At 68.1% G+C, this 24429-nt stretch carries 23 protein-coding genes; 12 read left to right on the forward strand and 11 right to left on the reverse strand.

Features of this window, described 5'->3' with window-relative positions; translation table 11 throughout:
- Positions 1-8: 8 nt before the first annotated feature.
- On the reverse strand, positions 9-1349 hold the full coding sequence (locus tag IB259_RS31215; RefSeq protein ID WP_088159695.1) for an RsmB/NOP family class I SAM-dependent RNA methyltransferase: 1341 nt from the start codon (positions 1347-1349) through the stop codon (positions 9-11).
- Positions 1350-2376: 1027 nt separating this feature from the next.
- Positions 2377-3033, reverse strand: a complete 657-nt coding sequence (gene purN, locus IB259_RS08730) for a phosphoribosylglycinamide formyltransferase (protein WP_088159649.1) — start codon at positions 3031-3033, stop codon at positions 2377-2379.
- A gap of 134 nt (positions 3034-3167) precedes the next feature.
- Between purN and IB259_RS08735 the strand changes: the two genes are divergently transcribed.
- From IB259_RS08735 to coaBC, 4 genes are all read left to right on the forward strand, one after another.
- Positions 3168-4133, forward strand: coding sequence for a bifunctional riboflavin kinase/FAD synthetase (locus tag IB259_RS08735; RefSeq protein ID WP_054456020.1), 966 nt, complete (start codon positions 3168-3170; stop codon positions 4131-4133).
- Positions 4123-6984 (forward strand): isoleucine--tRNA ligase, encoded by a 2862-nt coding sequence (ileS, locus tag IB259_RS08740; RefSeq protein ID WP_119449335.1) that lies wholly within the window; start codon positions 4123-4125, stop codon positions 6982-6984. Before IB259_RS08735 ends, ileS begins: the two co-directional genes overlap by 11 nt.
- A gap of 2 nt (positions 6985-6986) precedes the next feature.
- Positions 6987-7523 carry a signal peptidase II gene (lspA, locus tag IB259_RS08745; RefSeq protein WP_054456015.1) on the forward strand — a complete coding sequence of 179 codons (537 nt, stop codon included), beginning with the start codon at positions 6987-6989 and terminating at the stop codon, positions 7521-7523.
- 165 nt (positions 7524-7688) lie between these two features.
- Complete coding sequence (coaBC, locus tag IB259_RS08750) at positions 7689-8888, forward strand: bifunctional phosphopantothenoylcysteine decarboxylase/phosphopantothenate--cysteine ligase CoaBC (protein ID WP_192328546.1); 1200 nt, start codon at positions 7689-7691, stop codon at positions 8886-8888.
- A gap of 99 nt (positions 8889-8987) precedes the next feature.
- On the opposite strand, the gene IB259_RS08755 is transcribed toward coaBC, so the two are convergent.
- The 7 genes from IB259_RS08755 to IB259_RS08785 all read right to left on the reverse strand — a co-directional run bounded on the left by IB259_RS08755 (position 8988) and on the right by IB259_RS08785 (position 15362).
- The gene (locus IB259_RS08755; protein ID WP_054456011.1) at positions 8988-9881 is read right to left on the reverse strand and encodes a cation diffusion facilitator family transporter; all 894 of its coding nucleotides are present in this window, start codon (positions 9879-9881) and stop codon (positions 8988-8990) included.
- 124 nt (positions 9882-10005) lie between these two features.
- Positions 10006-10995 carry a tripartite tricarboxylate transporter substrate binding protein gene (locus IB259_RS08760; protein WP_175163009.1) on the reverse strand — a complete coding sequence of 330 codons (990 nt, stop codon included), beginning with the start codon at positions 10993-10995 and terminating at the stop codon, positions 10006-10008.
- 118 nt (positions 10996-11113) lie between these two features.
- Entirely contained in the window at positions 11114-11800 is a 687-nt protein-coding gene (locus tag IB259_RS08765) for an AroM family protein (RefSeq protein ID WP_054456010.1), read from the reverse strand.
- Positions 11797-12726, reverse strand: a complete 930-nt coding sequence (locus IB259_RS08770) for a DUF1177 domain-containing protein (protein ID WP_175181426.1) — start codon at positions 12724-12726, stop codon at positions 11797-11799. The genes IB259_RS08765 and IB259_RS08770 overlap by 4 nt, the downstream gene beginning before the upstream one ends.
- Positions 12723-13427, reverse strand: coding sequence for a dipeptidase PepE (gene pepE, locus IB259_RS08775; protein ID WP_054456008.1), 705 nt, complete (start codon positions 13425-13427; stop codon positions 12723-12725). The genes IB259_RS08770 and pepE overlap by 4 nt, the downstream gene beginning before the upstream one ends.
- A gap of 70 nt (positions 13428-13497) precedes the next feature.
- The gene (locus IB259_RS08780) at positions 13498-14265 is read right to left on the reverse strand and encodes an IclR family transcriptional regulator (protein WP_175163001.1); all 768 of its coding nucleotides are present in this window, start codon (positions 14263-14265) and stop codon (positions 13498-13500) included.
- 158 nt (positions 14266-14423) lie between these two features.
- Positions 14424-15362: a LysR family transcriptional regulator gene (locus IB259_RS08785; RefSeq protein WP_175213701.1), complete on the reverse strand. Its 939-nt coding sequence runs from the start codon at positions 15360-15362 to the stop codon at positions 14424-14426.
- A gap of 138 nt (positions 15363-15500) precedes the next feature.
- Between IB259_RS08785 and IB259_RS08790 the strand changes: the two genes are divergently transcribed.
- A complete protein-coding gene (locus IB259_RS08790) occupies positions 15501-16493 on the forward strand; it encodes a tripartite tricarboxylate transporter substrate binding protein (protein WP_192328548.1) in 993 nt (330 codons plus the stop codon).
- A gap of 16 nt (positions 16494-16509) precedes the next feature.
- Positions 16510-17937 (forward strand): amidase, encoded by a 1428-nt coding sequence (locus IB259_RS08795; RefSeq protein ID WP_054456002.1) that lies wholly within the window; start codon positions 16510-16512, stop codon positions 17935-17937.
- A 9-nt stretch (positions 17938-17946) separates the two neighbouring features.
- Here the strand turns inward: IB259_RS08795 and IB259_RS08800 are convergent, their stop codons facing one another.
- On the reverse strand, positions 17947-18987 hold the full coding sequence (locus IB259_RS08800) for a metal-dependent hydrolase (protein ID WP_192328550.1): 1041 nt from the start codon (positions 18985-18987) through the stop codon (positions 17947-17949).
- 106 nt (positions 18988-19093) lie between these two features.
- Between IB259_RS08800 and IB259_RS08805 the strand changes: the two genes are divergently transcribed.
- The 6 genes from IB259_RS08805 to IB259_RS08830 all read left to right on the forward strand — a co-directional run bounded on the left by IB259_RS08805 (position 19094) and on the right by IB259_RS08830 (position 23392).
- Positions 19094-19732 carry a DedA family protein gene (locus IB259_RS08805; protein WP_054455998.1) on the forward strand — a complete coding sequence of 213 codons (639 nt, stop codon included), beginning with the start codon at positions 19094-19096 and terminating at the stop codon, positions 19730-19732.
- A gap of 16 nt (positions 19733-19748) precedes the next feature.
- Positions 19749-20267 carry a hypothetical protein gene (locus tag IB259_RS08810; RefSeq protein WP_175213704.1) on the forward strand — a complete coding sequence of 173 codons (519 nt, stop codon included), beginning with the start codon at positions 19749-19751 and terminating at the stop codon, positions 20265-20267.
- A 69-nt stretch (positions 20268-20336) separates the two neighbouring features.
- Positions 20337-21023, forward strand: coding sequence for a dUTPase (locus IB259_RS08815; RefSeq protein WP_175162993.1), 687 nt, complete (start codon positions 20337-20339; stop codon positions 21021-21023).
- 172 nt (positions 21024-21195) lie between these two features.
- Positions 21196-21891 carry a 2OG-Fe(II) oxygenase gene (locus tag IB259_RS08820; protein WP_119449327.1) on the forward strand — a complete coding sequence of 232 codons (696 nt, stop codon included), beginning with the start codon at positions 21196-21198 and terminating at the stop codon, positions 21889-21891.
- Between the two features lie 50 nt (positions 21892-21941).
- The gene (locus IB259_RS08825) at positions 21942-22646 is read left to right on the forward strand and encodes a 2OG-Fe(II) oxygenase (RefSeq protein WP_192328552.1); all 705 of its coding nucleotides are present in this window, start codon (positions 21942-21944) and stop codon (positions 22644-22646) included.
- Between the two features lie 14 nt (positions 22647-22660).
- The gene (locus IB259_RS08830) at positions 22661-23392 is read left to right on the forward strand and encodes a 2OG-Fe(II) oxygenase (RefSeq protein ID WP_370528694.1); all 732 of its coding nucleotides are present in this window, start codon (positions 22661-22663) and stop codon (positions 23390-23392) included.
- A 43-nt stretch (positions 23393-23435) separates the two neighbouring features.
- Here the strand turns inward: IB259_RS08830 and IB259_RS08835 are convergent, their stop codons facing one another.
- On the reverse strand, positions 23436-24371 hold the full coding sequence (locus IB259_RS08835; protein ID WP_192328557.1) for a LysR family transcriptional regulator: 936 nt from the start codon (positions 24369-24371) through the stop codon (positions 23436-23438).
- Positions 24372-24429: the final 58 nt, after the last annotated feature.

The following is a 24429-nucleotide window of genomic DNA, read 5'->3' on the forward strand; positions in this document are numbered from 1 at the left end:
GCTCCCGATCAGGCCGGCTGGTCCTGCGGACCGGCCGCGTCCCCGTCGGACGTTTCTTCAGTCGAAACCTCGTCCGCTTCCGAAGCTTCTTCGGCCACGGTCGCCGCGCCCTTCTTCTTGCGCTCGAATACCGCGGCGAAAAAGCCGTCGGTGCCGTGCACGTCGGGGCGCAGCTGCACGTAGGGGCCGTCCAGCTTCAGGTTTTCACAGCGCGCGGCCAGGATCTCGGCGGCGTCCAGGCGCTCGAAATCCGGATGGCTGGCGAGGAACCGCTCGGCCTGGACCTCGTTTTCCTCGGCCAGCAGGCTGCAGGTGGCGTACACCAGGCGGCCGCCCGGGGCGACGCAGCGCGCCGCGCTGTTGAGGATGCGTTCCTGCAGCTGGCCCAGTTCGGCCAGCGCCTCGGGGTGCTGGCGCCATTTCAGGTCCGGATTGCGGCGCAGGGTGCCAATGCCGCTGCACGGGGCATCGACCAGCACGCGCTGGGCCTTGCCGGCCAGGCGCTTGACGCGGGCGTCGTTTTCGCTGTCGATGACCACCGGCACCACGTTGGACAGGCCGCTGCGCGCAAAGCGCGGCTTGGCGCGCTGCAGGCGGGCCGCGGACACGTCGAACGCGTACAGGCGGCCGGTGGAGCGCATCAGCGCGCCCAGCAGCAGTGTTTTGCCGCCCGCGCCGGCGCAGAAATCGATGATCATTTCGCCGCGGCGCGGCGCCACCAGCAGCGCCAGCAACTGGCTGCCCTCGTCCTGGACTTCGATGCTGCCGTTCTCGAACTGCGGCCAACGGTTGATGGCCGGACGGCCTTCCATGCGGATGCCCCAGGGCGAATAAGGCATGGCGACAGGTTCGTAGCGGCCGGCGCCCTGCTGCAATTCGGCCAGCATGGCGTCGCGCTCGACCTTCAGCGGGTTGACGCGCAGGTCCAGGCTGGCCTGGCGGTTCAGCGCCTCGATCAGCGTTTCCGGGCTGTCCATGGCGCCCAGGCGTTCGTCCAGCCAGTCCGGGATGCTGCCGCGCACGGCGCGCGGCAGGGTCGCCAGGTCGATCTGCGACACGCGCTGCAGCCATTCGGCTTCGCCGGCGTCCATGCCTTCGGCCAGCGCCTCGGCGCCCAGCGTCGCGGCCAGGCCCAGGATTGCCAGGCGGCGCGAAGCAGGACCGACGCCGCTTTCGCCGAACTGGCGGTAGCGGCGCAGATGGCGCAGCACGTCGTAGACGGCTTCAGCGACCTCGGAGCGATCGCGCGCGCCCAGATTCGGATGATTGCGCAGCCAGTGCGACAGGGCCGCGTCGGCCGGATAGGTCCATTGCAGGATTTCGCCCAGGACGCGCTGGACCTGGTCGATGCGGATCGCCGCGTGCGATTGGCGCGGGCGATTGAATTGGGGTTTGGGCGGGCGGTCCTGGCCGCCGTCGCCGCCGCGCGGGCCGCCATACTGGCCGCGTTCGCCGCCGCGCTCGCCGCCGCGATCATCGCCTCGCGGCGAGCCATAGGACGGACGCGAGTCCGCGCGGCCTTCGCGACGATCCGGGCCATAGGAGGCGCGTTCGCCGCCACGGCCTTCGCCACGCGGGGCGTCAAAGGACGGACGCGAGTCCGGACGCCCTTCGCGGCGCTCCGAACCATAGGAAGCGCGCTCGCCGCCACGGCCTTCGCCGCGCGGAGCGTCGTAGGACGGACGTTGGCCCGGACGGCCTTCGCGGCGTTCCGAACCATAGGAAGCGCGCTCGCCGCCACGACCTTCGCCGCGCGGGGCGTCGTAGGACGGACGTTGGCCCGGACGGCCTTCGCGGCGTTCCGAACCATAGGAAGCGCGCTCGCCGCCACGACCTTCGCCGCGCGGGGCGTCGTAGGACGGACGCTGGCCCGGACGGCCTTCGCGGCGTTCCGAACCATAGGAAGCGCGCTCGCCGCCACGGCCTTCGCCGCGTGGAGCATCGTAGGATGGACGCTGGCCCGGGCGGCCATCACGGCGCTCGGAACCATAAGAACCGCGCTCGCCGCGGCCCTCGCCGCGCGCCGGATCGAAGGACGGACGCGGGCTCGGTCGACCCTCGCGACGGTCCGAACCGTAGGAACCGCGTTCACCGCCGCGGCCTTCGCCGCGCGGCGCGTCGTAGGACGGGCGCGGCGTCGGGCGGCCGGCCGAGCGTTCGTCGCGGCTGCCACCGGAGCGCTCGTCGCGGGCGTTGTCGCGTGCGATCGGGGCGCGCGCCTCGCCCTTGGGGCGCGAGAAGAAGGACCGACCGTCGCGGCCTTCGGACGCGGCCCTGGCGGCGCCAGCCGGACGGGAACGCGGAGATTGGGGTTTGGTCATGGTGTATTCCAGTGGGGCGGAGGGCTTCCGCCCGAAAAATTCGATTCGGGGCCGCTCAGGCGGCCGGCGACCAGGCGAAAAGGCGATCGGGATCGCCTTGCACGTTGACGCGGTGGTCGCTGGTCAGGGTAACCCGGCCTTCGGCCAGCCAGCGCACCGCCGCCGGGAAAGCCCGGTGTTCGACCGCCAGCACGCGCTCGGCCAGGGATTCGGGCGTATCGCCCGCCAGGACCGGCACGCAGCCCTGGGCGATGATGGGACCGTGGTCCAGCACCGGCGTGACGAAGTGCACGGTGCAGCCGTGCACGCGCACCCCGGTGGCCAGGGCCTGGGCGTGCGTGTGCAGCCCGGGAAACGCCGGCAGCAGCGACGGGTGGATGTTCACCAGCCGGCCGGCATAGTGATTGACGAAGCCCGGCGTCAACACGCGCATGAAGCCCGCCAAAATGACGTAATCGGGTTCGTAGCGGTCGATCTCGGCGGCCAGCGCGGCGTCGAAGGCTTCACGGCTGGCGTAATCCTTGTGATACAGCGCGCCGGTGGGGATGCCCTGCTGGGCCGCCCATTCCAGGCCGGCGGCATCGGGCTTGCTGGCGATGACGGCGGCGACTTCGGCCGGCCAGCCTTCATTGCGGCAGGCCTCGGCCAAGGCCTGCATATTGCTGCCGCGTCCCGAAATCAGGATGACGATGCGGCGCTTGGTGGTAGATATTTCCGGCAAGATAAGGAATTCCAAGGGAAATCGGGCCCGTCCGCCCTACGCAATCCCGCGCGCGGCGACAGCCTGGACGCGCGGCAGGTAAGGACAGGAACAAACCCGGAATCCAAAATTGTAAACTCTCGCTCGTGAAACCATCGCTGCGCATCTACCGATCCCTGCCCCCGCCCGACCGGCGCGCCCCTTGCGCGCTGACGATCGGCAATTTCGACGGCGTCCATCGCGGACACCAGGCCATGCTGGCGCGCGTCTGCCAAGTCGCTCGCGACCGCAACCTGACGCCCGCCGTGATGACCTTCGAGCCGCATCCGCGGGAGTATTTCGCCACCCTGAATCAACGCCCGGAGCTGGCGCCCACCCGTATTTCGGGTTTGCGCGACAAGCTGGCGGCGCTGGCGCGTTACGGCATCAGCCAGGTCGTGGTGGAGCGCTTCAACGCCCGCCTGGCCGAAATGTCGGCCAACGCCTTCATCGAACAATTGCTGGTCCAGGGCCTGCATGCCAAATGGCTGCTGGTGGGCGAGGACTTCCGCTTCGGCCACAAGCGCAGCGGCGACATCGACCTGCTGCGCGAGGCCGGCCTGCGCCATGGCTTCGAGGTGCAGACCCTGGCGGACGTGACCGACCAGCAAGGGCACCGGATCTCCAGTTCCGAGGTGCGCACCGCGCTGGCGGTGGGCGACCTGGAGCGCGCCCGCCACCTGCTGGGCCACCCGTACCACATCAGCGGCCACGTGATCCACGGCCAAAAGCTGGGCCGCACGCTGGGCTTTCCCACCATGAATCTGCGGGTGGCCGAGCGCTGCGCCGCGCGCTCGGGCATTTATGTGGTGCAGGTCTACGGCCTGGCCGACCGGCCGCTGCCCGCGGTGGCCAGCCTGGGCGTGCGCCCCACGGTCGAGGACCGCGGCCGCGTGCTGCTGGAGTCGCACCTGCTCGACGAGACTGTCGACGCTTACGGTAAACTCGTACGCGTCGAATTCCTGCAAAAGCTGCGGGACGAAGAAAAATTTCCTGACCTCCCTTCCCTGACTGCCGCCATCGCCGAAGACGCGCGAAACGCGCGCGCCTATTTTGCCGTTCATGGACTATAAAAAGACCCTCAACCTGCCCGATACCCCCTTCCCCATGCGGGGCGACCTCGCCAAGCGCGAGCCCGCCTGGATTTCGCAGTGGGAAGAAAACCACGTCTACCAGGCGATCCGCGCCGCCAGCCGCGGCCGGCCGCGCTTCGTGCTGCACGACGGCCCGCCCTACGCCAACGGCGACATCCACATCGGCCACGCGGTCAACAAGATCCTGAAGGACATCATCGTCAAGAGCCGCAACATGGCCGGCTATGACGCGCATTACGTGCCGGGCTGGGACTGTCACGGCATGCCGATCGAAATCCAGATCGAAAAGAAATACGGCAAGCACCTGCCCGTGGCGGAAGTGCAGTCCAAGGCCCGCGCCTACGCCCTCGAACAGATCGACCGCCAGCGCAAGGACTTCAAGCGCCTGGGCGTGCTGGGCGAGTGGGATCGTCCCTACATGACGATGAACTTCAGCAATGAAGCCGACGAAATCCGCGCGCTGGGCCGCATCCTGGACAAGGGCTACGTGTTCCGCGGCCTGAAGCCCGTGAACTGGTGTTTCGACTGCGGCTCGGCCCTGGCCGAAGCCGAGGTCGAGTACGCCGACCGCGTCGATCCGGCGGTGGACGTGGCCTTCCCGTTCGCCGAACACGCCAAGCTGGCCAGCGCCTTCGGCCTGGACTCGGTGGAAGACGGCGCCATCGTCATCTGGACCACCACGCCCTGGACCATCCCGTCCAACCAGGCGCTGAACCTGCATCCCGAAATCGAATACGCGCTGGTGCGCGTGACGCCGGTTCCCAAGTTCGGTCCGCTCCTGCTGATCGCCAAGGAACGCGTCGAAGCCTGCCTGAAAGCCTGGAACCTGGAAGGCGAAGTGATCGCCACCGCCCCGGGCGCGGCGCTGTCGGGCATCGAATTCCGCCACCCGCTGGCGCAGTTCAACGCCGCCTACGACCGCAAGTCGCCCGCCTACCTGGGCGACTACGTGACGGCCGACTCCGGCACCGGCGTGGTGCACTCGGCGCCGGCGTACGGCATCGAGGACTTCATCTCGTGCAAGGAGCACGGCATGAAGGACACCGACTTCATCAGCCCGGTCATGGGCGACGGCAAGTACGTGGACAGCCTGGCGCTGTTCGGCGGCCTGTCCATCTGGGACGCCAACCCCAAGATCGTCGAGGCGCTGACGGAAGCCGGCGCGCTGATGCACGTGGAAAAGCACAAGCACAGCTACATGCACTGCTGGCGCCACAAGACCCCCATCATTTACCGCGCCACCAGCCAGTGGTTCGCCGGCATGGACGTGGCCCCCAAGGACGGCGGCCCGACCCTGCGCGAATCGGCGCTGGCCGGCATCGACGCCACGGCCTTCTATCCGGCCTGGGGCCGCGCCCGCCTGCACGCCATGATCGCCAACCGCCCCGACTGGACGCTGTCGCGCCAGCGGCAATGGGGCACGCCGATGGCCTTCTTCGTGCACAAGGAAACCGGCGAACTGCACCCGCGCACCTCCGAATTGCTGGAACAGGTGGCGCAGCGCGTCGAACAAGGCGGCATCGAAGCCTGGCAGACCCTGGATCCGCGCGAATTGCTGGGCGACGAAGCCGACCAGTACGAAAAGAACCGCGACACGCTGGACGTGTGGTTCGACTCGGGCAGCACGCACGCCACGGTGCTGGGCGGCAAGGACGGCGACTTCGCCGGCTCGCATGGCGCTGAACTCGCCTGGCCCGCCGACCTGTACCTGGAAGGCTCGGACCAGCACCGCGGCTGGTTCCATTCGTCGCTGCTGACTGGCTGCATGCTCTACGGCCAACCGCCCTACAAGGCCCTGCTCACGCACGGCTTCGTGGTGGACGGCCAGGGCCGCAAGATGAGCAAGTCGGTGGGCAACGTGATCGCCCCGCAAAAGGTGTCCGACTCGCTGGGCGCGGAAATCCTGCGCCTGTGGGTGGCGTCCACCGATTACTCGGGTGAACTGTCCATCTCGGACGAGATCCTGAAGCGCGTGGTCGAAGGCTACCGCCGCATCCGCAACACGCTGCGCTTCCTGCTGGCCAACCTGGCCGACTTCGACGCGGTGACGCAGTCCGTTCCTTATGGCGAACTGTTCGAGATCGACCGCTATGCGCTGGCCATGACGGCGCAGATGCAGGCCGAGGTCCAGGCCAACTACGAACGCTACGACTTCCACCCCGCCGTCTCGCGCCTGCAGACGTTCTGCTCGGAAGACCTGGGCGCGTTCTATCTGGACATCCTGAAGGACCGCCTGTACACCTCGGCCGAGGACAGCCGCGCGCGCCGCTCGGCCCAGACGGCCCTGCTGGACATCACGCAGACGCTGCTCAAGCTGATGGCGCCGATCCTGTCCTTCACCGCTGAAGAAGCCTGGAAGGAACTGGTCAACTCGGCCTTGAAGAACCAGGCCGACGCCGCCCGCACCACGATCTTCACCGAGGTCTACCACGCGCTGCCCCCGTTCGCCGATGCCGACGCCTTGTCGGCCAAGTGGGCGCGTCTGCGCGCCATCCGCGCCGAAGTCCAGCGCAAGCTGGAAGAAGTGCGCACGGCCGGCGACATCGGCTCCTCGCTGCAGGCCGAAGTGGACCTGTACGCCAACGGCGCCGACCAGGAACTGCTGGCCAGCCTTGGCGACGACCTGCGCTTCGTGCTGATCGTCTCGCGCGCCACGGTGCACGCGGGCGAAGGCGAGACCCGCATCGAGGTCACGCCGTCCACGCACAAGAAGTGCGAACGCTGCTGGCACTGGCGCCTGGACGTGGGCCAGGACGCGGATCATCCCGAGATCTGCGGCCGCTGCGTGTCCAACCTGTTCGGCACGGGCGAAGCCCGCGACAAGGCTTGAGCATGGCCCGCCCCTCCGACCCCGGAGTGACGGGCGCCGCCCCCGTCCGCGCCGCGCCGGCGCGCGTGGGCGGCTGGCTGGCCCTGGCATTGCTCATCATCGTGCTGGACCAGTTGACCAAGGTCTACTTCAACACCTCGTTCCAGTACGGCGAACGCGTCAACGTGCTGCCGGTCTTCGACTTCACGCTGATGTACAACCGCGGCGCCGCCTTCAGTTTCCTGGCGTCCGAAGAAGGCTGGCAGCGCTGGCTGTTCACCGGCCTGGGCTGCGTGGCGGCGGTGGTCATCACCATCATCCTGCGCCGCACCCATGGCCAGCCGCGTTTCAGCCTGGCGCTGACCCTGATCCTGGGCGGCGCCATCGGCAACGTCATCGACCGCGTGGTCTATGGCCACGTGGTGGACTTCCTGCTGTTCTACTGGAACACCTCCTACTTCCCCGCCTTCAACCTGGCGGACGTGGGCATCACCTGCGGCGCCATATTGCTGGTGCTGGATGAACTCCTGCGCGGCCGCAAGGCCAAGACCCAGGCCTGAAGATGGCCCGGCCGGGGCCCGATGCCCCGGCTTTCCCCCGCATTTCCCACGGTTTTTGTCCTGCTTGATGCCCCCTGAACGCATCGCGAAAGGCGCAATGCCGCAATGCAGAATAAAATCACTGTCCGTTCCTCGATTACACGGCGCTGAACCGCCGCCTCCCTCATGCTCGACCTCGCCCGCAAACGCATCGTCCTCGGCCTGACCGGCGGCATCGCCTGCTACAAAATCGCCGAGCTGGTGCGGCGCATGACCGAACAAGGCGCCACCGTCGATGTGGTCATGACCGAGGCGGCCACGCACTTCATCACGCCGGTCACCATGCAGGCCCTGTCGGGCCGTCCGGTGTTCGTGGATGCCTGGGATGCCCGCGTGCCCAACAACATGGCGCACATCGACCTGACGCGCGGCGCGGACGCGGTGCTGATTGCGCCGGCCAGCGCCGACTTCGTGGCCAAGCTGGCGCACGGCATGGCCGACGACCTGCTGTCCACGCTGTGCCTGGCGCGCGCCTGTCCGCTGCTGGTGGCGCCCGCCATGAACCGCGAGATGTGGGCCAACCCGGCCACGCAGCGCAACGTCGAACAACTGCGCGCCGACGGCATCAGTGTGCTGGGCCCCTCCGCCGGCGAACAGGCCTGCGGTGAAACCGGCGATGGCCGCATGCTGGAAGCGCATGAACTGCTGACCGACCTGATCGCCTTCTTCCAGCCCAAGCTGCTGGCCGGCCGCCACGTGCTGCTGACCGCCGGTCCCACGTCCGAACCCGTGGACCCGGTGCGCGTGCTGAGCAACCGTTCGTCGGGCAAGACCGGCTACGCGCTGGCGCGCGCCGCCCGCGAGGCCGGCGCCCGCGTCACGCTGATCACCGGCGCCACCTTCCTGCAGGTGCCGCGCGGCGTCACCGCGCTGTCGGTCACGACCGCGCGCCAGATGCACGACGCCGTGATGGCCAGCGCGGCCGACGCGGACATCTTCATCGCGGTGGCCGCGGTGGCCGACTGGCGCGTCAAGAACGTCAGCAACCAGAAGCTGAAGAAGACCAGCGAAGGCGGCGGCGCGCCCGTGATGGAATTCGAACCCAATCCGGACATCCTGGCCGAAGTGGCCAAGCTGCCCGACGGCCCCTGGTGCGTCGGCTTCGCCGCCGAAACCGAGAAGCTGGCCGAGCATGCCGAAGCCAAGCGCACGCGCAAGGGCATTCCGCTGCTGGTGGGCAACCTGGCGCACAAGGTCATGGATGCGGACACCACCGAACTGGTGCTGTTCGACGAGCAAGGCACCCATCCCCTGCCCGCCGCCGACAAGCTGGACGCGGCGCGGCGACTGATCGCCGAGATCGCGGCCAGAGTGCCAGGCAAATAAAAAGAGCAGGCCTCGCGGCCTGGCCTGGCTGCCGATGAACCCCTGTCTGCGGACAGGGGTTTTTATTTGCTTGCCGGCTTGCCGCTCATGCGACCGTCGTCAGTGGATATGCTCCTGCGAGGAACGATCCTCGCGCTCCATCTGCAGCGTCGTATGGTGCAGGTCGAAATCCGCCTGCAGCCTGTCCTCGATGGCCCGGCGTACCTGTTCGCCGTCGGCCCCGGCCGCCAGCACCACGTGCCCCGTGAGCATGGGATTGCTCTGCGTCACCGCCCACAGGTGTATGTCATGGATGGAAGCCACACCGGCCGTGCCGGCGATGGCGGCGCGCACGGCCTGCAGGTTCATGCCCGGCGGCACGCCTTCCAGCAGGATATTCACGCACTCGCGCAGCAGCACCCAGGTGCGCGGGAACACCATGAAGCCTATGCCCACCGCCAGCGCCGAATCCACCCAGCGCCAGCCCGTGAACCAAATGAGCACAGCGCCGACGATCACGCCGATCGAGCCCAGCATGTCGGCCCATACCTCCAGATAGGCGCCCTTCACGTTCAGGCTTTCGTCCTTGGCGCCTGCCAGCATGCGCATCGAGATCAGGTTGACGATGAGCCCCACCACGGCAACGGCCAGCATCCCCAGCGACTGGATCTCCTGCGGCGCCGACAGGCGCTGGTAGGCCTCGTACAGGATGTAGAACGCGACGCCCAACAACACCAGCGCATTGACCGCCGCCGCCAGTATCTCGAAGCGGGCGTAACCATAGGTGCGCATCAGGTCCGCCGCCTTGCGACCGGCGCGTATCGCCACCAGCGCCAGCAGCAAGGCCATGGCGTCGGTCATCATGTGCATGGCATCGGAAATCAATGCCAGGCTGCCTGTGATCAGGCCGCCCGCGATCTCGACCAGCATGAAGCTGCCGGTCAGGCCCAAGGCGATCCAGAGGCGGGATTCGGGCAAGGCGCGCACGTCGCCGTGCTGATGGCTGTCGCTCATGGCTGTCCTGGTCGGGGAAAGGCACCATGACAAAGCCTGTAGCGGCTTCAGAGTCAAGCGCGGCGGCTCGCGCCATGAAAAAAACCCTCCGTGCCACCGGAGGGTTTTTGTTGGACAACCCGGCTTACTGTTCCAGGCTGATGTTGGCCGCCTTGACGATATCGGCCCATTGCTGGCGGTCCTTCTCCAGGAACTGGCCGAACTGCTCGGGCGTCATGCCGGTGACCGGCTCGGAACCCAGGCCGGCCATCTTCTCGACCAGCGCCGGCTGCTTCAGCACGTCCTGCATGGCCGCGTAGTAGGCGGCCAGCACGTCGGCGGGCAGCCCGGCGGGCGCGAACACGCCTTGCCAGGTCGGCATGTCGAAGCCCTTCAGGCCCTGCTCGTCCAGCGTCGGCACGTTGGGCAGCTGCGGCGCGCGCTTGATCGAGGCCACGGCGATGGCCTTGACCTTGCCTTGCGAGGCCAGCGGCGCGGCGGTGGAGATGTTGTCCATCGTCATGGCGATGTGGCCGCCCAGCAGGTCGGTGATGACGGGCGCGGCGCCGCGGTAGGCGGCGTGCGGCACCTTCACGCCCAGCTTGTAGAGCATGGTCTCGGCGATCAGGTGGTTGGAAATGCCCACGCCGGCGGTGCCGTAGGTGGCGGTCGGCGTCTTCTGGAAGTATTCCTTCAGCTCGGCCAGATTGTTGGCCGGCACATCCTTGTTGACGATGACCACGTTGGGCTGCACCGCGGCCAGCGTGACAGGCGTGAAGTCCGCCGGCTTGTAGTTGGTGCCCTTGGGGTTCAGGACATGGGTGATGGCCATGGAACCGGCGGCGGCGATGCCGATGGTGTAGCCGTCGGCCGGCGACTGGGCCAGGCGGTACGCCATGATGTTGCCGCCTGCGCCGGCCAGGTTTTCGACCACGACGGGTTGGCCCAGGCGCTGCGACAGCGGCTCGGCCAGGAGGCGCGCCAGGGTATCGGCGGAACCGCCGGGCGCAAAGCCCACCAGGAGGCGCACCGGCTTGGCGGGCTTCCAGGCGTCGGCGGCGAAGGCCGGCGCGGCCGTCAGGGCTGTGACGGCGAACAGTGCGCCAGCGGCGCGATGCAGATTACGGCTGAACATGAAAAACACTCCCAACGATTGATTGACGAAGCCCGCTTCGTCTCCTCTCGCCGCTCGCCCGTCCCACGCCGCGCCGCGCATCCATGCGCGGCCCGGTAGCGGAGCGGTACCTGCGGCGTTATTCCAGTATTTGCGCCAGCGTCTGCGCCACCATGCGGTTGGACAGCAGCACCGGCCGGCCCGAGGCCTGTGCCACGGCCTGGCGCATGCGCTCGGCGTAGCCCATGCAATGCATGACGATCAGGTCGCAGGACGCGAGTTCGCGGCCGGCCCGCTCGAAGTTGAGTGCGGCCTGGGCCGCGTCGGCTTCGTAGGGGGAGGCATGCACGACCACGGTCTCGCAGGAAAGCGGCACGACCATGTGGAAGGCATCGACCTGCGCCTCCAGCGGCACCACCAGGCCCACCTTGCGGCAATGCTCGGCCAGGCCGGCGACCAGGTGGTCCACCACCTGCTGCGGCTCCACCACCAGCGTGCGCATCGGCGCGATCGCGGTGCCGGTGCACAGCGGCACCAGCACGTCGTAGCCCGCGGCATCGGCCTGGCGCATGACCTCGGCCAAGCGCGCCTCGGCGGCGGCCGCGTCCAGTTCGATCTGCGAGCCGTCGCGCATGCGGGTGGCGAAGCGGTATTCGCCCGGCTTGGGCGCCAGCGCGGCCAGGCCCGCGGCGTCCAGCCCGTCGAGCGCGCCGAATTCGTCGATGCGCACCTGCGCGCCCAAAAGCGGGGCCATCTCGGGCACCACGTCGCTGCGCGGCGACTGGCCGATGGTGAAGAACGCCACGCGGCGCGGCTGCGCGCTCATGCCTCGCCCGCGCTTTCGCGGCCCACGGTCTGCAGATGCGCCATCGAACCGTAGCGGCTCTGCAAGGCGGCCCATTCCGTTTCGTCGACGAAGCTCATCGCGCCCTGCCCGTAGAGCTTGGCGATCTCGATGCAGAAACGCATGGCGACGTCGGCGTCCACGGCGTTGGTCACGCCCGTGGCGCAGCCCGGCACAGTGGTCTGCGCGGTCAGCGCCACGCCCACCACCGGCGCGCCGGTGACGATCGTGGGCTGCATCAACGAGTTCACGTGCCACAGGCCGTTTTCGTAAGGCGTGATGTCCTGCGTGGTCAGCGGCAAGGTCACCGGCAGTTCGCCGCTGACCCAGCCCATGACGTCCAGCATGGTCTCGGGAATGCGCAGCAGATAGCCCTGGCGCGCGACCGGCGTCAGCGCCACGCCGCGCTTGTTGACCAGGCGGTTGCCGCGCGTGGTGTCGACGGACAGGATCGCGTCCATGCGCGGGTCGACTTCATGCGACATCATCTCGCGCATCGGGAATGGCGAACGCATCATCGGCACCGGATGGTGCGGCCGCGTGCCGGCGCGCGGGCAGATGTGGGTGCGGATGCGCACGGTGCCCGGCATGACGTCGCCTTGGCGCGCCATGGCCATCAGCTTGAACGCCGCGGCAATCGCGACCACCGCGCCGTCGCTGTCGGACACCAGGCCGGTGACCGCCGGACGCGCGCCGATGCCGCCAAGGCGGCCGACGATGCCGAGTTGCGGCGCGGTTTCGTCGAGGCCCGGAATGACGATGGACAGGAATTCGGTGGCCGCGCCGTCGCGCTCCAGCCGGGTCACTTCGACTTCGCAGTTGCCCGCCGCGCGCAGCTGCTCGGCCACGGCCTCGCCCGTGATGTGCGCAGAGGACAGCAGTTCGATGGCGTCGATGACGTGCTTCATGCCGGGATCTCCACGGGACCCGGACGGAACACGCGCGGCTCTTCGTTGCCGAGGAACAGCGGCGCGTCGTGCGGGCCGACCAGGTCGATCCGATTGCCGCGCACGCGCAGCGCGGAGCCTTCCGGCAAGCCCAGCACGGGCATCTGCGGATTCAGCGTGCAGAACTCGGCCAGGCGCTGGGCGCGGGTTTCGCCGCGGTGTCCGGGCGGATGGGCATTGGTGTAGTGCGGATTGATCTGGAACGACAGCAAGCCCAGGGCGTCGAAGCCTTGCGGGTCCGTGATGGGCATGTCGTTGGTGGTGCAGATGCTGGGGCAGCTCAGGTTGGAGCCTGCGCTCCAGCCCAGATAGGCCGCGCCCTCGCGCACGCGGCGCGCCACGACGTCCAGCAGGCCCTGGCGGCGCAACTGGCCCAGCAGGTTGAAGGTGTTGCCGCCGCCCACGATGATGATCGCGGCGCCTTCCAGCGCGGCCACGGGATCCTCGGCGCGATGCAGCCCCTGGATGTCCAGGCCGGTATCCGCCAGGGCCGACGCCACCAGCGCGGTGTAGTCGTCCCAGTCGCGCGTGACGCCAGCGTACGGCACGAAGACGGCCGGCGCGCCTTGCGGCAGCGACGCGATCAGTTCGCGGATGTCGGGCAGCGCGTGGACCAGATAGCCGGCGTCGCTGCTGGAATTGCTGAGGAGCAGTAGGTTCATGTGGAGGATTTCCGTAAGGGGATTTTCTGGGTGTCCGGCGGCGCGGACGCATCTGTGGGCCTGAAAGCGTTCAGGCCAGCCAATAGGGATCGTTCAGTTCGCGGCCCAGCGCCCCCACCTGCCGCAGCACCGACTCGCGCAAGCGCGCGACGCGGGCGGCATCGGCCTGGAAGGAAACGAAGGACAAGCACAGGCCGCGCAGTTCGCCGGTGGCGGGGTCGCGCACGGCGGCCGCCACCGCGCCTATGCCCGGCATGGCCTGGTCGATGGCCACGCCGCAATGGTCCGCGCGGGTCTGCGCGACCAGGCGGGCCAGATCGCCGACCGTGGCGGGACAGTCGCGGCCTTCGGTGGGCAGCGGCTGGTCGGCGTCGGCGCCGTACAGCGCCTGGAACTCGGCTTCGCTCAGGCGCGACAGCAGCGCCCGGCCCATGGCGGTGCCCGAGGCGGCGCGGCGCGAACCGGGCGGCGACAGCACCTGCACCGGGTGCGAGCCGTTCAGGCGCTGCAGCACCACGGTCTCGCGCTGGTTCAGGGTGGAGAGATAGGCGGTCAGGCCACTATCGTCGGAGAGCCGGGCCAGCACCGCGCGGCAGGCGTCGTCCAGCGGCGTGGCCGCCATGCCGGCGCGCACCGCCTGCGCCAGCATCGCCCCCGCGCGGTAGCGGCGCGTGGCGGCGTCCTGGTCGAGCAAGCCGTAATGCTGCATCTGGTTGAGCAGGCGCGACGCGCTGCTCTTGGGCATGGACAGGCGCGCCGCCACTTCCGTGAAGCTCAGCTCCGACGCGCCTTCCGCGTATAGCCCCAGCACGCGCTGGACGCCATCGAGAATACTCATGCTTGTTCCAAAAAACGGAACTTATGTTCCTATAAGTTGAACAAGAATAATGCGGGGCTCGACGGCGGTCAATATGGGAACAGCATGAAAAAGCCCCGGGGTCGCCCGGGGCCTGGTCGCGGGAGCCGCCGGCCCCCGATGTAGATCAACGGAATGCCTCAGCCAACCGGCGTCTCGCAGAACTGCAGGAATCGATGCAGCGGAGTCTGCCGTTCGGCGGCACGTTGCCATACGACGACCGTGGGCGGATTCTGTTCACGCAGCTCGACCGGCAGGATGACCGCCTCTGCCGCGACGGTCAGGCGCTCGGCCGCCGCCAGCGGCAGCATGACCAGGTAATCCGTGGTGCGCACGAATTCATCGGTCAGCAAAAGATCACTTACCTGAATGCCGCGCGGCGGCAGTCCCAGGTCGCATCCCAGGAACAGCGCGGTCAGCTTGTCGTGCATCATCGTGCCCGGACGCGGCTTGCACCAGGGTTCTGCGTGCAACTCCGGCAGCGTAAGGCGGCGGCGGGCGGCCAGCGGCGACAGCCGGGCGTTGGCGACGACCACCAGCGGCTGCGGCGGCACCAGCCGCAAGCGTCCCAGGCCAGGCGCTGTCAGCTCGGGCGCGTCGTAGCACACCAGCGCGTCCAGCTTGTCGTCCAGCAACAGGTCCGCCATGGCGCGGTATCCGCCAGCCTGCACATCCAGCGCGACGGCGGGCTGGGCCTGGTTGAAGGCATGGATCAAGGGCGCAAGCGTCAGTTTGCCCATGTCGGTCGCCACGCCGATGCGCAGTTCGCCCAGGCGGCCGCTGCGTACGTCCGTTACGGCTTGGGCCAGCCCGCGCGATTGCGCCACCACGGCCTCCATCATGGGCAGGATCTGGCGGCCCATTTTCGTCGGGCGCTTGGCATTGCCGATGCGCTCGAACAGCTTGAAACCCAGCTGCGATTCCAGCTCGGCCAAGGTTTTGGAGACCGCGGACTCGCTCACGTTCGCGGCCGCGGCCACCTCCTTGGCCGACGGCGCATCGCGCAACGCCAGCGCGATCTGCAGATGCCGCAGCTTCAGGCGCGAAGCCAGCGACTCGATGGGCTGCGACTTGACCATTTTCTCAATCCATTAGTCGAATAATTCACTATACGGTAAACCCGGGCGGACCGATGATAACGGCATAGCGCATTGGCCGTGAGCCGATCCGCGGCCGGCCAGGCCGCAGGAGCAACAGAGCGCAAACAGGAGACCGCCTTGCTAGCCCGCCCCCGACTTCTCGCCTTCATCCTTGCCGCCGCGACGACGGCAGGCCTGCAACCCAGCGCGATGGCCCAGGAGCCAGCCGGCGGCGACAAGCTCGTGCGCCTGGTGGTCGGCTACGCCGCGGGCGGCGCCGCCGACGCGGTGGCCCGCGCCTACGCCGAACAGTTGCAGACGGCGGGCTACGCCAATGTCATCGTCGAGAACCGTCCCGGCGCATCGGGACGCCTGGGTTTCGACGTGGTGAAGCGCGCCAAGGCGGACGGGCTCACCCTGTACCTGGGCTCGTCGCCGATGTTCGTGATCTTTCCGCTGACCTACAAGAAGCTGGGATACGACCCGGACCATGACCTGCGCCCGGTGGCCCTGGTCGCCGACGTGCCCACCGGCGCCGTCACGGGCGCCGCCCAACCCTACGGCAACATGGCCGAATACGTGCAATGGGCCAAACAGGCGCGCGCCAAGGCGACCCTGGGCCTGGCGACGCAAGGCAGCCCCGGCCAGTTGGGCACGATAGAAATGGGCGGCCAGAACGGCCTGGAGGTCGTGCCCGTGCTCTACCGCGGCGCGGCGCCGATGCTGGTGGACGTGGCGGGCGGCGAAGTGTCGATGGGCTGGGACGCCGTCGCCAGCATGCTGCCGCTCTACAACGCCGGCAAGGTGAAATTCCTGGGCGTGGCTGGCAGCCGCCGCCTGCCCACCCTGCCCGATGTGCCGACGCTGCTGGAACAGGGCTACCCGCAGTACCAGCATGCCGCCAGCTGGTATGGCGTGTACGCTCCCGCGGCCACGCCGGACGCCACGATCGCCCAACTGGAACAGGCTTTCGTCGCCGCCGGCAAACGGCCGGCGCTGGTGCAAAAACTGCAGACCGCGGGCTTCCTGGTCGACCCCCAGGACGCGCAGGCGGCCAAGCGCCGCATCGGCGTCGAGCGCGCGCACTGGGCCCCCATCGTCAAGGCCGCCGGCATTTCCTTCGACGAATAGGCGCAACGTGGCTTCGATGAGCGATTCCCTTTGCGACTTGAGCGCGGTAGAGGCCGCAAGCCTGATCCGGACCAAGGCAGTGTCCCCGGTCGAGCTGGTGCGCGCCTCGCTGGAACGGGCCGAAAGCCTGCAGCCCGTCCTGAACTGTTTCATCACGCTGTGCGCCGAAGAGGCCATGGCCGAGGCCCGGCTTGCCGAGGCCGCGCTGATGCGCGGCGATGCGCCGGGCCTTTTGCATGGCCTGCCCTACACGGTGAAGGATCTGGTCAATACCGCGGGCGTGCGGACCACCTTCGGCGCCGTGCCGTTCAGCGCCAACGTGCCGGCCGAGGACGCCGTGGCCGTGGCGCGGCTGCGCCAGCAAGGCGCCGTCCTGATCGGCAAGACCACGACGCCGGAATTCGGCTCCAAGTCCATGACGGATTCGCCGCTGTTCGGCCACACCCGCAACGCCTGGAACCTGGAACGCACCTGCGGCGGCTCCAGCGGCGGCGCCGCGGCGGCAACGGCCGCCGGCATCACGGCGCTTGCGGTGGCCAGCGATGGCGGCGGATCCACCCGCATCCCCGCCGCGTGCAACGGCGTGGTGGGATTCAAGCAAAGCCTGGGCGCGATACCGCACAGCCAGGCGCAGGACGCCATCGGCAACCAGACCTACGTGACGCCGACCACGCGCACCGTGGCCGATACCCGCCTGATGATGGCGGCCATGGCCGGCCCGCATGACTGCGATCCGTGGTCGCTGGGCGTACCCAGGACCGACTACGCCGGCGCGGCGGCCAATCCCGAGATGCTGCGCGGCAAGCGCGTCCGCTATTGCGCCGCCCCGCCCGGCCGCCCCGTGGCCGCCGACGTGCGCCGCGCATTCGAAGCGGCGCTGGCGCGCCTGGCCGACCTGGGCGCGGAAGTAGAACCGTTCGACGGCGAGGGCTTCGATGTCGAGCCCATCTGGCGCGTCATCAACCACACGGTCTGGCGCACCCGCTTCCTGCCACTGATAGAACGCGAACCCGACGCCTACAGCCCCACCTTCCGGCGGCAGATCGCCACCGCCGCGGCGTTCAGCGCCCAGCAATACCAGGAAGCCATGTTTGCCCGCACCGCGCTCTACCGCAAGGTGCAGGCGCTGTTCGGCCAGGCCGACCTGCTGGCCATGCCGACCATGTCACGCACCGCCTTGCCGCTGGGCACGGACATATTCGACACCATGGACATCGACGGCCGCTCGTACGGCGACATCCGCGCGCACTGGTATCCGTGGACCATGCTGTTCAACCTGACCGGGCACCCCGCCGTCAGCGTGCCTTGCGGTCTGGGCCAGGATGGCCTGCCGATAGGCTTGCAGCTGGTTGCCCCTTGCCACGCCGACCTGCAGCTGCTGCAGGCGGCCGAAGCCTATGAGCAAGCCGGCACTCCGCTGCCGCGGCCGCCGGCGGTAACCTGAATCACGTTCCTATCTGGTCGACAGTTCCGACCACTGCGCCAGCGGCAAGGGCGGCTGCGCATGCAGGATGCGCGCCAGTACCAGCTTCAGTTCGGCCCAACCGCCGCGCTCGGTGGGCCAGATGGAAGGCGTCACCGCCTGCCAGTTGCCGTCCGCCGCGCGTTCGGCCATCTTGAAGCGGAAGGTGTAATGCCCCGCCATGCCCATGCGCAGGTCCGTCACCACCAACGCATTGCCGATGACGTCGTAGCGCAGCCAGTCGTCCGTGAACCAGCGCAGGCGCTGGTGCAACGGCACGTCCGCCAGCGCCCGCGCCACATCCAGGTTCAGCGGCTGGCGCAGCCATTCCGGCGGATCGCTGTCGAACAGGCTGCTGACCGATTCGTAATAGTGGCCGTCGGGCGTCTTGGCGATGACGCGCCACACCAGCGTGTTGAAGGGCATGGGCACGGCGCGCAGTTCGCTCAGCGCAATGCCCTGCGCCTGCATCGCCTCGCGCACGCGGTCCTCGGCGGCGATGCGCGCGGCCAGCCCGAATCCCAGGTAGGCCGTGCTGAACACCAGCGCCGCGGCCAGCAGCCGGCGCGCCGTCAGCGTCATGCCGAAGCCGATGGCGAACAACACCGCCAGCAGCAACGGCACGGTATAGACCGGGTCGATGATGAACACGGCGGCCCAGCTTTCGGGGATGAGCGCCAGCGGCCAGAACAGCTGCGTCCCGTAGACCGTGAAGGAGTCCAGCACGGGATGGGTCACCAGCACCAGCCATAAGGTCAGGAACAGCCGGCGTCCGCTGTATGGCGCCTGCGGCCAGTACTTGCGGATCAGCCAGGTCAGGAAAACCGCAAGGCCGGTCAGCACGAAGACCGAGTGCGAGAAGCCGCGGTGGTAGGTCATGAGCGACACCGGGTCCGGATAGCGCATCAGGACATCCAGATCCGGCACCGTGGCCAGCGTCGCGCCGTAGATCAACGCCCGCCGCCCCTGCACCCGCCCCAGGAGGGCGCCCTGTATGCCCGCGCCCAGTACCGCCTGCGTAACCGAATCCATAACTCTCCAACAATTAGCTTCATCCAGACGGACTATACGGTGCACCGGCAGTTCCGCAGGCGTTAACATACCTGATTGCGTTCAGCTAATTTTCAACTTCGTAAATATGGACCAATACATCGACCAGATCGCGATGTTCATCGAGGCCAACCAGGCCTGGGCGGGACCGATCACCTTTCTGCTCACGCTGGGCGAATCCATGGTGCTGCTGGGCCTGTTCATCCCGGCCACGGCCCTGATGCTGCTGACCGGCGGCCTGATCGGCGCGGGCACCCTGAATCCCTGGGCCATCATCGCCTGGGGCATCGCCGGCGCCATCGTGGGCGACGCCCTGTCCTACTGGCTGGGCCGCTGGGCCGGCCCTGGCATCCTGCGCCGCTGGCCGCTGAAGCAGCAGCGCAGCGGCGTGGCGCGCGCACGCCTGTTCTTCTACCGCTACGGCTTTGCCTCCGTGCTGATCGGCCGCTTTCTCGGCCCCATCCGCTCCACCATTCCCACCGTCGCCGGCGTGATGGGCATGGGGCACAGCCGCTTCCAGATGGCCAACGTCGCCTCGGCCATCCTCTGGATGCCGCTGATGCTGGCCCCGGGCTATATCACCGCGCGCAGCCTGGGTACAGCGGACAATGCGCAACAGATTGCCATGATGATCGGCGCGGGCCTCTCGGTACTGCTAGGATGCGGGCTGTTGATAGCCATGCTGCGCAAACGCCGGGTCCCGGCACGCCAACGCCGCGGCAACTGAACCGGAGAGAGGGGCAATGGCCATAGATGGGGAACCCAGGAATGGCGATTTCGCGCGCTACGTCGAAAACCTGACGCGCGCCGGCGGCGCATCGCCGGGACAGGTTCCCGACAAGCGGGCGCAATCCCGTCCGGCAGCTCCGCCGCCCCCGCCCCCCGCTTCTCCGTCTGAAACGCTATCCGGCGCGCCCTGGGGCAAGGCGGCCCCGCCGCCCCTGCAATCGCGGCAAGCGCCGCCCGCGGCCCCGGGCCAGACCGATGCCGCCGAGGTATCGATGGCCCGCCAAGCCACCCAGCGCAAGATCGGCGTCATCCTGACGGTGGGCGGCATCCTGGCCGGCTGGGCCGGGGCGCGCATCATCTTCGAAGCCCTGCGCGGCCCCGGGTTCGACCTGGACGAGGCCATGCCCGCCGTCTTCCTGTTCTTCTTTGCCATGATGCTGTTCAAGGCGGCCCGCAATGCGCGCAATCCGCGCGGCAAGACGCCGCTGCCTCCGCTCAAGCGCTCTTCCTACCGCAAGGACGGCGACGCCTGATTCCGCCATCACGGCGGCGCGGCCCCCGCGGGTAATGGTGCTAACATTTCCGCCGCTGTCGAAAGACCCATGAACCACGGAGTGAAAGTGAATAACGTAGTCGGATTGAACCAGGCCCAGGCGGCCACGATGCTGAAGCTGCAGGGCCACTTGAACAGCATGATCAATCCGGACTGGGTCAACGGCGGAGCCCGCTTCCTGCGCGCCGCCTTCGTCGAATCCGCCGAAGCGCTGGAACACTACGGCTGGAAATGGTGGAAGAAGCAGACCATCGACCTGCCGCAAGTGCAGATGGAGCTGGTGGACATCCTGCACTTCTATCTGTCGCACACCATCGTCCAGTCCCGCGGCGACATCGGCGCCGCCGCCGACGCGCTGGTCGCGGACCTGTCCGGCCCGGCCTCGGTCGCGCTGGACGGCAAGACCCATGCGCTGGACCAGCTGAACGTGCCCGAACTGCTGGAGCTGATCGGCGGCCTGGCCGTGTGCGGACGCGCCAGCTTCAAGGTCCTGGAACAGACCATGACGTCCTGCGAGATGAGCTGGAACGACGCCTACACGCAATACGTGTCCAAGAACGTGCTGAACATCTTCCGCCAGCAGCATGGCTACAAGGAAGGCACCTACATCAAGATCTGGAATGGCGAGGAAGACAACGTCGTGCTGGCCCGCCTGCTGTCGCAGCTGGATCCCGCGCGCGAGGATTTCGCCGACCAGTTGCACCGCGAACTGGAGCAGGCTTATTCGCGCCTCTGAGCCGCGACGGTTCCTGCCCGCCTGAAGACGCCGCCATCCGCGGCGTTTTTTGTTTTGGAGGAAGCAAGCGCAACAAACGGAGTTTCAAAAAGGCGGTGGATTTCTACACTGGCCTCGCCTGTAATCACAGGGAGGACCGAGCATGCGCGCCGCGGCAAGCGGAGACAAGGACATGACAGCAGCAGCCGACTATGACTGGCAGAACGTGGAGCAAGCGCTCGATGCCCACGGCAACGCCGTGCTGCCCGGACTGCTGACGCCCGCGCAATGCCGCGCCCTCGCCGCCCTCTACCCGGATGAAGCGCGCTTTCGCTCGCGCATCGTCATGGCGCGGCATGGCTTCGGCCGCGGCGAGTACAAGTACTTCGCCTACCCCTTGCCGCCGCTGCTCGATCAATTGCGCCACGCGCTCTATGCCCGGCTGGCGCCGATCGCCAACCGCTGGAACCAGCGGCTGCGCGCGGATTCGCAGTACCCGCCCGAACTGGACGCCTACCTGCAACGCTGCCACCGGGCGGGCCAGACGCGTCCAACGCCATTGATGCTCCAGTACGGCGAGGGCGACTACAACTGCCTGCACCAGGATCTCTATGGCGAACATGTGTTTCCGCTGCAGGTCGCCATCCTGCTAGCCGTGCCGGGCAAGGATTTCACCGGCGGCGAATTCGTCATGACCGAGCTTGCGGCCAGAAGCCAGCGCGCCGACGTCGTGACGCTGGGCCAGGGCGACGCGGTGGTGTTCACCGTCAATCAACGGCCCGCGGCGGGCGCGCGCGGGCCGCGCAAGGTCGCCATGCGGCATGGCGTGAGCCGCGTGCGCAGCGGCCGGCGCCATACCTTGGGCATCATTTTTCATGACGCGGCATGATGCCGCGCACGCTTGCGACCATCGATGAGGACCCTATGCATCACAGCGGCATGACCGCCCTCGAAACCAGCCTGGACCGCCTGGATTGGCCGGACATCGGATCGCAGCTCGACGCCGAAGGCTATGCCGTGCTGCCAGGACTGCTGGGCGCGGAACCGGCGCGCAGTCTGGCGCGGCAAGCCGACGCGCCAGACGCCCGGCGGGTGAGCCTGGCATCCGACGGCCTGGGGCGCGGCGACCTGTATTACTTCGACGCCGGCATCCCGCCGCCGCTGGAGCAATGGCGCTCGGCGCTGTACCGTCGGCTCGTCGTACACGCCAATCGCTGGAACGAGCTTCTGGACGTGCGCGCGCGCTATCCCGATGAGCTGGAAGATTTTCTTCAGCGCAACCGCGACGCCGGCCAGACCCGGGCGCAATCGCACCTGAGCCGGCTCGGCGTCGAAGACTACATCGCGCTGCACCAGCGCAATACAGGCGGACAGGTCTTCCCCATGCAGGCGGTCGCGCTCCTGTCCGAGCCGGGAGACGGCTTCCAGGGCGGCGAGTTCGTGATGACGGAGCAGCGCCCGCGCATGCAATCGCGTCCGCTGGTGGCGCCGCTCGGTTTCGGCGACGTCGCCATCATCGCCACGGGGGAACGCCCCTTTCACGGTTCCAAGGGCTATTACCGCGTCAACCTCAAGCATGCCGTCAGCCGCGTGCGCAAAGGCACGCGCATCGGCCTTGAACTGTTTTTCCACGATGCGCCCTGATGCCAGCCCCAGCCATGCCTACATCAACCATGCTGCACGGCCTGCCTGAAACCCGGATTGCGGATACGGACTGGCAGGACGTCGAAGACGATCTGGGCCGCGATGGCTACGCCGTGCTGCCGGGACTGCTGACGCAGGCCCAGTGCGAGGAACTTGCGACCGGCTACGGCGACGAAACGCGCTTTCGCAGCCGCATCGTGATGGAACGCTATGCGTTCGGCCGCGGCGAGTACAAATACTTCAGCTATCCGCTGCCGGATATCGTCGCAAGCTTGCGGCAGTCGCTTTATCCACGCCTGGCGCCCATCGCCAACCGCTGGCATGCGGCCATGCGCCTCGAAGCGCGCTTTCCCGGAACGCATGAAGAATTCCGGAGTATCTGCCACGCCGCCGGACAGCGCCGGCCCACGCCGCTGCTGCTGCGCTACCAGGCGGGCGACTACTGCTGCCTGCATCAGGACCTGTACGGCGACCATGTCTTTCCGTTCCAGGCCATCTTCCTGCTCAATGAGCCGGGACGCGATTTCGAAGGTGGAGAGCTGCTGCTGGCCGAAAGCAATCCCAAGCAACCCGGACGGGCCGACGTGGTGCCCTTGCGGCAAGGCGATGCCGTGGTGCTTGCCGTCAATCACAGGCCGGTGCGGTCGGCGCGCGGCTATTACCGCGCGAATCTGCGGCATGGGGTCGGCCGGCTGCGCAACGGAGAGCGGCACACGCTGGGCATCATCTTCCACGATGCCAGGTAAGGCGCGGCGTTGCCGCAGCCACCTCGCCCCGCGAACGCGATTCTCAGGCCGCGCGCGCACCCTCGATAGCCGCATCCCACACGGAAGGCGAGCCGATCTGCCGCCGCAATTGTTCGGTGAAGGCGCGGATGCGCGCATTGGCGCGCGGCATGGCGCGCAGCAGGTAGATGCCGCTTTCGGGCGGCGGGCTGGCGTCCTGCAAGGTCAGCTGCACCAGCCGGCCGGCGCCCAGGTCCGCGCCCGCGGACCAGTTGGGCATGAGCGCGATGCCCAGCCCTTCCAGCGCCGCGAACCGGCGCGCGTCGCAGTCGTCGCACTCCAGGACGAACCTGGCGTCCTGGGCCCATTGGCCGTCGCCCAGTTCGCGCCAGCCGCGCACGCTGGTGCTGTGGCGCCGGTCGATGAGGCGATGGCGCGACAGGTCCGCCAGCGTGCGCGGTACGCCATGGCGTTCCAGGTATGAGGGCGCGGCGCAGATCAGGTAGCGATGGCTGCCGATGCGTTGCCCGATCAGGCTGCTGTCTGGCTGTTGCCCCACCCGCACCACCACGTCCATGCGTTCGACCACCGGATCCACCACGCGCTCGGTCAGTTCCAGCTCCACCTGCAATTGCGGATGGCGTTCACCCAGTTGTTGCAGCATGGGCACCACGTAGCGCCGCGCGAACGCCGGCAGGCAACTGACCCGCAACAGGCCCTGCACGGTCTGCTCCAGCGAAATGACCTCGGAACGCGCCTCGGTCATGTCGTGCAGGATCTTCACGGCGCGCTCGTACAGCACCTCGCCGGCCTCGGTGGGCATCAATGCACGGGTCGAGCGCACGAACAGCGGCACCTTGAGCTCGGACTCCAGCGCGCCGATCTGCCGCGCCACGGACGAGGCCACCATGCCCCGGCGGCGCGCCACCTCGGAAAAGCTCTGGGCGCGGGCGACGTCGACGAAGATGGAGAGGCTTTCCGCGAATTTGACGGTTTTCATTTGTGCGTGTGGCGCAAAAGGCTTTGGCGTGGCACGCCAGCTTTCCTGGGAGATTTGG

The sequence above is a fragment of the Achromobacter sp. ACM04 genome (assembly GCF_014851465.1).
Lineage (GTDB): Bacteria > Pseudomonadota > Gammaproteobacteria > Burkholderiales > Burkholderiaceae_B > Achromobacter > Achromobacter aegrifaciens.